General features: G+C 73.3%; 11 protein-coding genes. 5 read left to right on the forward strand and 6 right to left on the reverse strand.

The genetic code is table 11. The annotated features are described in order from the left end of the window. Positions 1-82: 82 nt before the first annotated feature. The 4 genes from QI554_RS06890 to QI554_RS06905 all read right to left on the reverse strand — a co-directional run bounded on the left by QI554_RS06890 (position 83) and on the right by QI554_RS06905 (position 5,336). A complete protein-coding gene (locus tag QI554_RS06890) occupies positions 83-2,596 on the reverse strand; it encodes a DEAD/DEAH box helicase (RefSeq protein ID WP_281467019.1) in 2,514 nt (837 codons plus the stop codon). Between the two features lie 33 nt (positions 2,597-2,629). Beyond that, entirely contained in the window at positions 2,630-3,427 is a 798-nt protein-coding gene (locus tag QI554_RS06895; protein ID WP_281467021.1) for a metallophosphoesterase family protein, read from the reverse strand. 148 nt (positions 3,428-3,575) lie between these two features. Next, complete coding sequence (locus tag QI554_RS06900; RefSeq protein WP_281467023.1) at positions 3,576-4,520, reverse strand: NADP-dependent oxidoreductase; 945 nt, start codon at positions 4,518-4,520, stop codon at positions 3,576-3,578. A gap of 123 nt (positions 4,521-4,643) precedes the next feature. Next, positions 4,644-5,336, reverse strand: coding sequence for a DUF6629 family protein (locus QI554_RS06905; RefSeq protein WP_281467025.1), 693 nt, complete (start codon positions 5,334-5,336; stop codon positions 4,644-4,646). A gap of 142 nt (positions 5,337-5,478) precedes the next feature. Between QI554_RS06905 and QI554_RS06910 the strand changes: the two genes are divergently transcribed. Next, the gene (locus QI554_RS06910; RefSeq protein WP_281467027.1) at positions 5,479-5,961 is read left to right on the forward strand and encodes an OsmC family protein; all 483 of its coding nucleotides are present in this window, start codon (positions 5,479-5,481) and stop codon (positions 5,959-5,961) included. Positions 5,962-6,290: 329 nt separating this feature from the next. On the opposite strand, the gene QI554_RS06915 is transcribed toward QI554_RS06910, so the two are convergent. Next, complete coding sequence (locus tag QI554_RS06915; RefSeq protein ID WP_281467029.1) at positions 6,291-7,664, reverse strand: sensor histidine kinase; 1,374 nt, start codon at positions 7,662-7,664, stop codon at positions 6,291-6,293. Beyond that, positions 7,661-8,338: a response regulator transcription factor gene (locus tag QI554_RS06920; RefSeq protein WP_281467031.1), complete on the reverse strand. Its 678-nt coding sequence runs from the start codon at positions 8,336-8,338 to the stop codon at positions 7,661-7,663. The genes QI554_RS06915 and QI554_RS06920 overlap by 4 nt, the downstream gene beginning before the upstream one ends. A gap of 109 nt (positions 8,339-8,447) precedes the next feature. On the opposite strand from QI554_RS06920, the gene QI554_RS06925 reads away from it, so the two are divergent. From QI554_RS06925 to egtC, 4 genes are all read left to right on the forward strand, one after another. After that, the gene (locus QI554_RS06925; protein ID WP_281467033.1) at positions 8,448-9,011 is read left to right on the forward strand and encodes a hypothetical protein; all 564 of its coding nucleotides are present in this window, start codon (positions 8,448-8,450) and stop codon (positions 9,009-9,011) included. A 202-nt stretch (positions 9,012-9,213) separates the two neighbouring features. Next, positions 9,214-10,569, forward strand: a complete 1,356-nt coding sequence (egtA, locus tag QI554_RS06930; RefSeq protein WP_281467035.1) for an ergothioneine biosynthesis glutamate--cysteine ligase EgtA — start codon at positions 9,214-9,216, stop codon at positions 10,567-10,569. Beyond that, complete coding sequence (gene egtB / locus QI554_RS06935; protein ID WP_281467037.1) at positions 10,550-11,902, forward strand: ergothioneine biosynthesis protein EgtB; 1,353 nt, start codon at positions 10,550-10,552, stop codon at positions 11,900-11,902. The genes egtA and egtB overlap by 20 nt, the downstream gene beginning before the upstream one ends. After that, positions 11,902-12,645, forward strand: a complete 744-nt coding sequence (gene egtC, locus QI554_RS06940; protein WP_281467039.1) for an ergothioneine biosynthesis protein EgtC — start codon at positions 11,902-11,904, stop codon at positions 12,643-12,645. The genes egtB and egtC overlap by 1 nt, the downstream gene beginning before the upstream one ends. The last annotated feature ends 6 nt before the right edge of the window (positions 12,646-12,651 follow it).

A 12,651-nucleotide genomic window follows, 5' to 3' on the forward strand; every position in this document is an offset into this window, starting at 1 on the left:
CCCTGGGCGCGGCACGGCAAGCGGCATATGGGTGAAATAGCAACAGAAAGGATGATCCGGTCAAACCGGGTCATTTTGCGGCTCAGAGCCGGTCAACTCCGGTCACCCGAACGACCGCCCGACCCTCCTCGTCCGACGCCTCAAGGTCGACCTCGGCGCTGATGCCCCAGTCGTGGTCGCCGGCCGGGTCGTCGAAGATCTGGCGTACGGTCCAGCCGCCCTGCTCCTCCTCGATGAGCAGCATCTTCGGCCCGCGCGCGTCCGGCCCGGTGCCCAGCTCGGCGTGCTCCGCGTAGTACTCCCCCATCGCCGCGGACCACCGGTCGGCGTCCCAGCCCGCCTCGCCGTCCAGCTCGCCCAGGTCGAACCAGCGCCGCAGGGCGGCCAGTTCGACGCGCCGGAACAGCGCGTTGCGGACCAGCACCTTGAAGGCGCGCGCGTTGGACGTGACCGGCCTGGTCTTCTCCTCCAGCACGTCGGGCCCCGCCGCGACCGCCTCCGGATTGGCCAGCTGCTCCCACTCGTCCAGGAGGCTGGAGTCGACCTGCCGGACGATCTCGCCGAGCCACTCGATCAGGTCGAGCAGCTCGTCGGTCTTCAGGTCGTCGGGGACCGTCTGCTGGAGCGCCTTGTACGCGCTCGCGAGGTACCGCAGGACGATGCCCTCGGCGCGCGCCAGCTCGTAGAAGTTCGTGAACTCCACGAACGTCATGGCCTGCTCGTACATCGTCCGCACGATCGACTTCGGGCTCAGCTCGTGGTCGCCGACCCACGGGTGCCCCGTGCGGTAGACCTCGTACGCGTGCGAGAGCAGCTCCTCCAGCGGCTTCTCGTACGTGATGTCCTGGAGCCGCTCCATGCGCTCCTCGTACTCGATGCCGTCGGCCTTCATCTGGTAGACGGCCTCGCCGCGCGCCTTGTTCTGCTGCGCGGCGAGGATCTGCCGCGGGTCGTCGAGGGTCGCCTCGACGACGGAGACCAGGTCGAGCGCGTAGGACGGCGACTCGCGGTCGAGCAGTTCGAAGGCGGCCAGCGCGAACGTGGACAGCGGCTGGTTGAGCGCGAAGTTCTCCTGCAGGTCGACGGTGAGCCGCACGATGCGGCCCTCGGCGTCGGGCGCCTCCAGGCGTTCGACGACGCTGCCGTCGACGAGCGAGCGGTAGATCTGGACCGCGCTGCGGATGTGCCGGCGCTGCGCGGCGCGGTCCTCGTGGTTGTCGGTGAGCAGCCGCCGCATGGCGTGGAACGCGTTGCCGGGGCGGCCGATGACGGACAGCAGCATCGCGTGCGACACCTTGAACCGCGAGGTGAGCGGCTCCGGCTCGGCGGTCTGGAGCCGCTCGAACGTCTCGCCGCTCCACGACACGAAGCCGTCCGGCGCCTTCTTGCGCACCACCTTGCGGCGCTTCTTGGGGTCGTCGCCGGCCTTGGCGAGCGCGCGCAGGTTCTCGATCTCGTGCTCGGGCGCCTGGACGACGACGTGTCCGACGGTGTCGAACCCGGCCCGCCCGGCGCGGCCGGCGATCTGGTGGAACTCGCGGGCCCGCAGCCGGCGCACCCGCACGCCGTCGTACTTGGACAGCGCGGTGAACAGCACGGTGCGGATCGGCACGTTGACGCCGACACCGAGGGTGTCGGTGCCGCAGATGACCTTGAGCAGCCCGGCCTGCGCGAGCCGTTCGACGAGCCGCCGGTACTTGGGCAGCATGCCGGCGTGGTGCACGCCGATGCCGTGCTTGACCCAGCGCTCCAGGTTCCGGCCGAACTTGGTGGTGAAGCGGAAGTGGCCGATCAGGTCGGCGATCGCCTTCTTCTCCTCCTTGGAGGCCAGGTTGATGCTCATCAGCGACGAGGCCCGCTCGACCGCGGCGGCCTGCGTGAAGTGCACGACGTAGACCGGCGCCTGGCCGACCCGCATCAGCTCCTCGAGCGTCTCGTGGATGGGCGTCGTCACGTACTCGTACGTGAGCGGCACCGGCCGGACCGCCGAGCGCACGACCGCGGTGGCCCGCCCGGTGCGCCGGGTCAGGTCCTCCTCGAACCGCGTGACGTCGCCGAGCGTCGCGGACATCAGGACGAACTGGGCGTGCGGCAGCTCGATGAGCGGGATCTGCCAGGCCCAGCCGCGGTCGGGCTCGGCGTAGAAGTGGAACTCGTCCATGACGACCTGGCCGACGTCGGCCTCGGCGCCGTCGCGCAGCGCGATCTGGGCGAGCACCTCCGCGGTGCAGCAGATGATCGGCGCGGTGGCGTTGACGCTGGCGTCGCCGGTCATCATGCCGACGTTGGACGTCCCGAAGACCTTGACCAGGTCGAAGAACTTCTCGGAGACCAGCGCCTTGATCGGCGCGGTGTAGAAGGTGCGCACGCCGCGCGAGAGGGCGTAGTAGTGCGCGCCCACGGCGACGAGCGACTTCCCCGACCCGGTCGGCGTGCTCAGGATGACGTTCGCGCCGGAGACGACCTCGATCAGCGCCTCCTCCTGCGCCGGGTACAGCGTGATCCCGCGCTCCTCCGTCCACGCGGAGAAGGCCTCGAAGAGGCTGTCGGGATCGGTGTCGGAGGGGAGCCGGTCGATGAGGTTCACGCCCCCCATCCTGCCTGGTCGCCGCCGCGCGGGGCGACCGGGTCAGCGGGTCAGTACGACCACGCGTCCGTCGACGTTGACGACGTGGCCGCCGCCGAGCCGGGCCAGCGGGCGGTCCCAGTGCACGTGGCCGCACACGGTCAGGGCGGGCGAGGTGTCGTCGGCGAGCCGACCGCCGATGACCGGGTTGCCGTACTGCTCGCGGCGCACGCCGGGCGGGCCCTCGTGCAGCACGAGCACCTCGGGGTGGGCCTTGCCGACCTCGGCGAGCAGGGCGAGGAACTCGTCCTCGGCGCGCCGGTCGGTGCGCCGAGGGTCGCCTATGACGCCGCTGACGCCGCCGAAGCGGATGCCGCCGTGCTCGACGCAGTCGCCGTCGAGCAGTGCGGCGGAGCCGCCGAGCCCGGCGACCTCCTCGGCGGTGAGCAGGTCGTGGTTGCCGGCGACGCCGACGATCCAGGCGCAGCCGGCGGCGGCGAAGGCCAGCCACACGTCGAGCACCTCGCCGGACGCGCCGCGCCGGTTGGCGCGCGGTGCCGAGTACAGGTCGCCGGCGAGGACGACGCCGGTGCGGTCGAGCGGCGGCAGGACGCCGGCGCCCGACCAGACGGTCATGTGGTCGGCGAGCGCGATGCCGAGCAGCACGTCGTCGCCGCCGTAGGGGGACGGCGCGATGCCCTGGAGGTCGCCGGTGAGGACCACGGCGTCGACGCCGTCGGGCAGCGTGTCGACGCGGATCTGCTCGACGGTGAGCAGCGCGCTCTCGGTCCCGCCGCCACGGCGGGCCCGCAGGTATCGGACCTGGGTGACCGGCTCCACTTTGCCGTTGAGAACGCGCATGCACCCCACGGTACGGCGTCGCCGCCGGTACGTGCCTTACTTGATCAACATCGAAATCAACATCGAACGTTCAGCGGATCGTCGCCCGGCACCCGTAGCGGGAGCCGGGCCAAGCATGTTGACGGAACGTCAGAACCCGGGCGGCGGCTCAGACCACGAAGACCGTCTTGCCCCGGGCGCCGCCGGCCTTGTTGCGGGCGACCGCGGCGGGGGCGTCGGCGAGCGGGACCTGGGCCTCGACCTCCAGCCGCAGGCGCCCGGTGTCGAGCTCCGCGGCGAGCCGTTCGAGGAGCCCGGCGGAGGCGGCGAGGTTGAAGTTGACGCCTTCGACACCGCGCGCGGCGGTGGCCGCTGGATCGGCCGCGAAGCGGGTCGTGACGGCCACGCCGCCGTCGCGCACCAGCGCGCTCATGGCGTCGAACGCGGCGGCGTCGGACACCAGGTCGACGAGTGCGTCGACGCCGTCGGGACGGTCGGCGCGGACGTGCTCGGCGAGGTCCTGGGTGAGGACGTCGACGCTCTCGGCGGCGCCCAGCGAGCCCATGCGCTGCCCCTGCGGGCCGCGGGTGGCCGCGATCACCCGCACGCCGCGGGCGGCGGCCAGCTGGGTGACGAACGAGCCGACGCCGCCGGACGCCCCGATCAGCAGCAGCGTCTGCCCGGCGCCGAGGCCCGCGGTCTCGACGAGGCTGAGCGCGGCCATGCCCGCGGTGGGGACGGCCGCGGCCTCGACGAGGGTGATGGAGGACGGCGCGAGGGCGACCGCGGCCGCCTCGGGCACGGTGACGAACTCGGCGTAGGTGCCGGTGCCGACCGGGACCTTGACGGTCTGCCCGTACACCCGGTCGCCGGTCTCGAAGGCGGTGGTGCCGGGTCCGACCGCGGCCACGATGCCGGCGAAGTCGACGCCCATGACGAGCGGGAAGGTGTGCTCGGCGTCGGCCATCGCGGTGCCGTCGGCGACCTTCCAGTCGAACGGGTTGAGCCCGGCGCCGGAGACCTTGACCAGCACCTCGCCCGGGCCCGCCTCGGGCACGGGGACGTCGACGAGCTCGGGTGCGGCCCCCAGCTGCATGACGGCGACTGCGCGCACGGGGTTCTCCTCGGGTTTCATCGCGCACAGCGACCGGCCGCACGCGGAACGTGTCCGACCCGGCCATCTTCACCCGGGCCCGCCGATCGCGCAGCGCGTGCGGCGCGGGCCCGCGCGCGGCGGTCAGGATCCCGCGCGCACCGTCCCGAGCGCGCGGTCCCCGGCCTGCTTCCGCTCGCTCGGCCGTCCTCGCACCCAAGCGAGCAGCATCACGGACCCGACGGCGGCGAGCGCGCACCACGTCGAGGCGAACTCGACGGTCCACATCCAGGCGCAGAACGCCGCGCCGAGCGCGCCCACCACGCCGAAGCGCACCAACGGGCGGTCCCCGGAGGCGAGCAGGGCCCCGAGGGTGGCGACCAGGTAGGCGGCGATGACGAGATGGGCGTTCGGTATGCCTATGGAGTACTGCACGGTGTGTCCGTGTATGTGCGCGTCGACGCCGCGCTCCCACTGCGCCTTCGCGAGCGCGGCGGACGCCACCGCACCCACCGCGAACAGCCCGCCGAGCAAGCGCCTTCTGCCGGGCCCGGATTGCGGCCACACGGCGAGCAGCACGCCGAGCGGCACCATGAACGGCAGCAGCGGGAAGGCTATGAAGGCCCAGACGTTGCGGGCGAGTTCCGCGACGCCGTCGGAGACCTCGCCCTCCTCGCCGCGCCACACCACGGCCTCGATCAGCTGGTGGGCGCCGAGGACGAGCGGCACCGCGGCCAACACGGCGTCACGGGGCCGTCGTACGCAAGCCAGGGTCGCGATCCCCACGGCACTGACGACGGTTCCTGCGACGGTGTCCGCAGTGGCACTCCAGCACATGTGTTCCGACTCTCCCGTTGGTTCCTTCCAGCCTGTCACGGAGCGCACCCGGGTGCGCGGGCGGGCTCGGGTGTCCGGGCCGCCGACCTGCGGCGTATACATGGACGTCCGATCACGCGACGTCACGCCAGGAGGTCCCGCCATGGCAGCGCACTCCCCCGAGCACCACTACTCGGTCGAGATCGAGTGGACCGGAAACACCGGAGAAGGCACCGTCAACTACCGCGGCTACAGCCGCGACCACGACGTCCGCATTCCCGGGAAGCCGGTGCTTCTCGGTTCGGCCGACCCCGGATTCCGCGGCGACGCGGCCCGTTGGAACCCCGAGGACCTGCTGGTCGCGTCGCTGAGCCAGTGCCACATGCTGTGGTTCCTCGCGCTGGCCGCGCAGTCCGGTGTCGTGGTGACCGACTACCGCGACAACGCGTCGGGCGTCATGGTCACCGAGCGGGACGGCGCCGGGCAGTTCACCGAGGTCGTACTGCGTCCGCAGGTGACCGTCGCGGACCCGGCGATGGCCGCGAAGGCCGAGTCGCTGCACGTCACGGCGCACGCCAAGTGCTTCATCGCACGCTCGGTGAACTTCCCCGTACGCCACGAGCCGACCACCGTCGCGGCCTCCTGACCGGCCCGGGAGCCGTTTCCCGGCAGGTCGGCGGCCATCCGTCGGCTACCTGTCTGACGATCCGTCACAGGTGGGGCATAGCGCGCACCTGAGTGACCCGTTCGACTTAAGCCTTCCTTAAATCGGCCGGATCAGGTGTTCAAGCACGGCCCCAGTCGTTAACGTTGCACCGCAGGCCGTCCCGGAATTCACGGGGCTCCCCCCCTCCAGGGACGGCCGAGGCTCGACCCAACCCCCCAGGGTCTGTGCCATTAGGGGATGCAATCCCCTGGCGCGGGCGCACCCACCCCCACCCGGTGCGCCCGCGCCCCTTTTTGCGTGCCCCGACGTCAGCGCGCCCCGGTCTTGCGGCGCCCGCGCCGGGCGCGCCTGGTGCGCCGCTCCGGCGGATTCCCGCCACCGGCGCCGAACCGCACCGCGACCTGCGCCCCACCCAGCACGGAGCGTTCCAGGCGTACTTCGCCGCCGGTCGACTCGGCGACGCGGCGCACGATGTCCAGGCCGAGGCCCGTGGACCCGGCGCCGCCGGCGCTGTGCCCGCGGCGCATCGCGCCGGCCGGGTCGGCGATTCCGGCCCCGCCGTCGGCCACCAGCAGGATCACGGTGCCTTCGGCCGCCGGGCCGCCGACGTGCAGGGTGACCGCGAACGGCGTGCCCTCGGCGGTGTGCCGGAAGACGTTGCCGAGCATCGCGTCCACGGCGGCGGCCAGTTCGGCGCGCGGCACCGGCACGCGCACCGGCCCGTCGGCCTCGCGCGCGCCGTCCAGCCGCCAGTCGCGGTCCTCGTCCTCGGCGAGCGCGGACCAGAACGCCATGCGGTCGCGCACCACTTCGGCGAGGTCGCTGCCGACCGGCTCGGCGACCGCGCTGTGCCGGCGGGCGGTGAGGATGATCTGGTCGACCTCGCGCTCCAGTTGCGCGACCGCGTGCCGGGTCTGGTCGGCGACCGGGCCCTCGCCGAGCGCGGTGGCGTTGAGGCGCAGCGCGGTCAGCGGCGTGCGCAGCCGATGGGACAGGTCGGCCGCGAGTTCGCGTTCGGCGGCCATGAGTTGCTCGACGCGGTCCGCCATGGTGTTGAACGCGCTGGCGGCGTCGCGCAGTTCGGTGGGGCCCTGCGGAGTGATCCGGACGCTCAGGTCGCCGCCGCCGAGCGTCTGGGCCGCGCCCGCAAGGCCCTTGGCGGATCGGACGACGCGGGCGCCGAGCCGGTCGGCGACCACCAGCGAGCCGCCGACGAGCGCGACCGCGACTCCGGTGAGCACCAGCCAGGCGGTGCCGACGCCGCGTTCGAGGTCGGAGCCCGGGACGTACACCTCGATCACGGTGACGTCGCCGTGGTCGAGCGCGACGGGCTGCAGCAGCGACCAGCCGTTCCCGGTGCGCACCCGGAAGGCCTGCGCGCGACCCCTGGCGCGCTCCAGGGCGGGCGCCCCGGCCCGGGGGTGGCCGACGACCCCGCCCCCGGGCAGATAGACGGCCATACGGCCGTCGGCGCCCGCGGGGACGCTCGCCAGCGCCCGGTCCAGCTTCGACTGGTCGGCGGTGATGACGAGGGCCGGCTGGAGCGCGGCGGCCTGCCGCTCGGCGTCCGCGAAGGCCCGGTCGCGGGCGATCTCGCGCACCACCAGCCCCAGGGGTATCAGGAAGGCCAGCGCGACCATGGTCGTGACCGCGAGCGCGACGCGGACCAGGGTGCCTCTCACGCGGGAGGCTCCAGGCGGACCCCGACGCCGCGCACGGTGTGCAGGTAGCGCGGCTGTCGGGCGGTCTCGCCGAGCTTGCGGCGCAGCCAGGACAGGTGGACGTCGATGGTCTGGTCGTCGCCGTACGCCTGCCCCCACACCTCGGCGAGGATCTCGCGGCGCGGCACGACCCCGCCGGCCCGGGACGCGAGGAAGGCCAGCAGGTCGAACTCGCGGCGGGTCAGGTTGAGCGGGGCGCCGTCCAGGTCGGCCTCGCGGCGGCGGGTGTCGATGCGCAGGCCGCCGACCTGGAGCACGTCCCCGGCCGCGCGCCCGCGCGAGCGCCGGAGCACGGCGGACATGCGCGCCCCCAGGTGCTCGCCGGAGAACGGCTTGGTGACGTAGTCGTCGGCGCCCGCGTTGAGCAGCCGCACCACCTCGGCCTCGTCGTCGCGCGCGGTGGCGATGATGACGGGCACGTCGGATATGCCGCGCAGCATCTTGAGCGCCTCGCCGCCGTCCAGGTCGGGCAGGCCCAGGTCGAGGATGACGACGTCGAACGGATGCTGGGCGACCTCGCGGAGCGCCTCCAGCGCGGTGCCCACACTGCGTACGCCGTGGGCTTCCTGCGAGAGGTAGCGGATCAGCGCCGAGCGTACGACCTGGTCGTCTTCGACCACGAGCACCTGTGCCATGGCCCGAAACCGTATCGGGACCGGTCGCTACGCGGGCACATACGTCCGAATCCCGGTGGAAACCCGGTCCGGTACCGGGGCCCGCGAAGGGACGCGGCAGTATGTGCGCGTGCGACGAACGATCACGAGGAGCGCGGCCTGGCTGGCGGCCACCGCGGCCGCCGTGGCGCTGTCCTGGTACGGCGTGCGGACGGTGCTGCGCGACACCGTCTTCGAGCCGCCGCGCGCGCCCGAGCTGGCCGCGCAGTCGGTCCAGGGGCCGGCCCCCCAGGTGGGCGGCACGCCGGCGCGCGACGCGACGATCTCGGCCACCGCGCGCCCCGCGCCGTCGTCCGCGCGCCCGTCGGCGTCCCCGTCGCCGTCGGCCACCACGCGCACGGCGTCGCCGCCCTCCACGGGACCGGCGAGCACCCAGGGCGTCGCGCCCGCCGCCCCGGCCGACGACGTGTCCGGCGGCACGCAGAGCTTCGAGGTGAAGGGCGGCCGCGCGTCGTTCTCGTTCGGCACCGACTCCGCGTCGCTGATCGCCGCGACGCCCAACTCGGGCTGGGCGGTCAAGGTATGGCCGGGCGACCGCTGGCTGCGTGTCGACTTCACCAAGGGCGACCGCACCTCGTCGGTGTTCGTCACCTGGAACGACCACCCGCCGATCGGGACGACCTACGAGTCCTGACCGCCACTCTGGGTAGCCGTCCCGCGAGCGCGCGGGAATTTTTTCGACCATGATCGACATCCATGGGCAACCATGGAGACACCCTCCGGTCACGCCAGTGGCGAACACTTGTCCGAATTCGGTAAGCATGCTCGCTCTGGCTAACGGGTAGGCGGCTCCTGGATCGTGTTCGAAGCGGTTTTTCCTCCCAGGAGGGGGCGAGATGTCCCACATCAGTGCAGCGCCGCAGAGCGGGTCCGACACGCCCGGTGACATATCCGCCGGCGGCGCACCCGGTCTCGCGCCCGTCCCGGGATCGGAACCCCTGACCGAACAGCAGGCCGAGCTCCACGCCGCGGCCACCGGCTTCCACACCGGCCCGCCCGGGCGGGTCGGCGTCGAGATCGAGTGGCTCGTGTGCGACGAGGCCGACCCCGCGTGGCCCGTCACCGGCGAACGCGTCAACGCCGCGCTCGGCACCGGCCCGCTGCCCGCCGGCGGCCGCGTCACCCTCGAACCCGGCGGCCAGCTGGAACTCAGCTCCGCCGCGCATCCCTCGCTCGCGCGATGTATCGAGGCGGCGCGCCAGGACGCCGCCCTCATGCACGACACCGCCGCCGAGGCGGGTCTGGTGCTGACCGGCGCCGGCGTCGACGCCTACCGCCTGCCGCGCCGCAGCCTCCAACTGCCCCGCTACGTCGCCATGGAACGCTACTTCGACCGCAACGGGCACTGGGGCCGGGTCATGATGTGCAGCACCGCCTCCGTGCAGGTGTGCCTCGACCCCGGCGACGACACGGACGACACCGCGGGCCTGCGGCACCGCTGGGCGCTCGCGCACCGCATCGGCCCGGTCCTGCTCGCGATGTTCGCGAACTCCCCGCACCACGGCGGCCGGTCGACCGGCTGGGCGTCCACCCGCCAGCTGGCCTGGTCGCGGCTCGACGCGTTCCGCACCCGCCCGCCCGCGCACGACGCCGGCACGGATCCCCGTGAGGCGTGGGCGCGTTACGTCATGGACGCGCCGGTCATGTGCGTGCGCCGCGACGAACCCGCCGAGTGGCTCGTCCCCGAGGGCATGACCTTCCGCGACTGGACGCGCGGCGCGCTCACCCCCGCGCCCACCGTCGCGGACTTCGACCTGCACGTGTCCACGCTGTTCCCGCCGGTGCGCGCGCACGGCACCCACATGGAGCTGCGCATGATCGACGCGCAGCCCGACGGCACCTGGACCGTGCCGCTGGCCCTCGCCACCGCGCTGCTCGACGACCCCGCCGCGTCCGCCGCGGCCTGGGAGCACACGGAGCAGCTCGCCCGCTCGGTCGCCGCCGCGCCGTCGTACGCCTGGTGGCTGCGTGCCGCCCGGTTCGGCCTCAACGAACCGCTGCTGCGCACGACGGCCCGCGCGCTCACCGCCGCCGCCCTCGACGCGCTGCCGGGAATGGGCGTCCCCGCCGACGTGTTCGCAGATTCCGTGGAATTCGCCTACCGCTACACAGACCGGGGCCGATGCCCCGGAGACGACCTCCTGCCGGGGGCCGCGCACGAGGGGACCCGCCATGCCGCACCCGCCCGCTGACACCTCGTCGGACGACCTCCCGGAGTTCCTCAGGGCGTCCCGCGACGAACTGGCCAAGCGCGCCTACGAGGCCCTGGAACGCGCCCGGGCCCGCACGACGCTGCTCACCGACGCCGTCGACGACACCGATCTGGTGCGCCAGCACTCGCCGTTGATGTCGCCGCTGGTGTGGGACCTCGCGCACATCGCCAGCCAGGAGGAGATCTGGCTGCTGCGCGGCGTGGGCGGCCACGAGCCGATGCGGCCGGAGATCGACGACCTGTACGACGCGTTCCGGCACCCGCGCGCGTCCCGCCCGCAACTGCCGCTGCTCAGCCCGGCCGAGGCGCGCGGCTACGCGCACGAGGTGCGCGGCCGCGTCCTCGACCTGCTCGACCGCGCACCGGGCGACGACCCGCTGACCCGCGACGCGTTCGCGTTCGGGATGATCGCGCAACACGAGCAGCAGCACGACGAGACGATGCTGGCGACGCACCAGCTGCGCGCCGGCGCGCCGGTCATCGACGCGCCCGAGCCGCCCGGCGCCGTCGACCTGCCGCCCACCGAAGTCGTGATCCCCGCGGGCTCGTTCACGATGGGTACTTCGACGCACCCGTGGGCGCTGGACAACGAGCGGCCCGCGCACGCCGTGCACGTCGCCGCGTTCGCCCTCGACACCACCCCGGTGACCTGCGGCGACTACCTGCGGTTCATGGACGACGGCGGCTACGACGACCCGCGGCTGTGGACCACCGAGGGCTGGGAGCACCGGGTCCGCGACGAACTGACCGCGCCCGGCTTCTGGGTGCGCGACGGACGCGAGTGGGCGCGCCGCCGCTTCGGCGTCCTGGAGCCCGTGCCCCTCGGCGAACCCGTCGTGCACGTTTCGTGGTTCGAGGCCGACGCCTACGCCCGCTGGGCCGGCCGACGGCTGCCCACCGAGGCCGAGTGGGAGAAGGCCGCCCGGCACGACCCGGCCACCGGCCGCTCGCGCACCTACCCGTGGGGCGACGAGCCGCCGACCGCGGACCACGCCAACCTCGGGCAGCGGCACCTGCGCCCGGCCGCCGCCGGCGCCTACCCGGCGGGCGAATCCGCCTACGGTGTACGGCAGATGCTCGGCGACGTGTGGGAGTGGACCTCGTCCGACTTCACCGGCTACCCGGGCTTCGTCGCGTGGCCGTACAAGGAGTACTCCGAGGTGTTCTTCGGCTCGGACTACAAGGTGCTGCGCGGTGGTTCGTTCGGCGCCGACGAGGTCGCGTGCCGCGGCACGTTCCGCAACTGGGACTACCCGCAGCGCCGCCAGATCTTCGCGGGCTTCCGCACCGCACGCGACGCGGGACCGGTCTGATGTGCCGTCATCTGGCCTACCTGGGCGACCCGGCGAGCATCGCGAGCCTGGTCGTCGAACCCCCGTGCGGACTGTACGAGCAGTCGTGGCGGCCGCGTGAGCAGAAGTTCGGCACGGTCAACGCCGACGGCTTCGGGGTCGGCTGGTACGCCGACGGAGACCCGGCCCCGGCCCGCTACCGGCGCGCCGTGCCGATCTGGGCGGACCCGTCGTTCGCCGACGTCGCCCGCGTCACCCGCACCCGCGCGCTGCTCGCCGCCGTCCGCTCGGCGACCGCCGGCACCACGCAGGGCGAGGACGCCGCGGCGCCGTACCGCGAAGGACCGTGGCTGTTCAGCCACAACGGCCGACTCGACGCGTGGCCCGACGGCCTCGGCGCCCTCGCCGCCGCACTGCCTCCCGCCGACCTGCTGCGCCTCGAGTCGCGCTGCGACTCGGCACTGCTGTGGGCGCTGATACGCCGTCTCCTCCTCGACGGCGAGCCCGCCGCCCGGGCGGTCGCCGACGTCGTCACGCACGCGGCGGCGCACACCGACGGCCGGTTCAACGTGCTGCTGACCGACGGACACACCATCACCGCGACCGCGTACGGCGACACGCTGTACGTGCGGGAGACCCCCGGCGGCGTCCGCGTCGCGTCCGAACCCGACGCGGCCGGCGACTGGACCCCGGTCCCGGACCGCACGCTCGTGACGGCCACAAGGGAGGCCGTTCACCTGCACCCGTTGACGGACAGGAGCTGACTCCCC

The organism is Yinghuangia seranimata (genome assembly GCF_029953285.1).
In the GTDB taxonomy this organism is placed as follows: Bacteria; Actinomycetota; Actinomycetes; order Streptomycetales; family Streptomycetaceae; genus Yinghuangia; species Yinghuangia seranimata.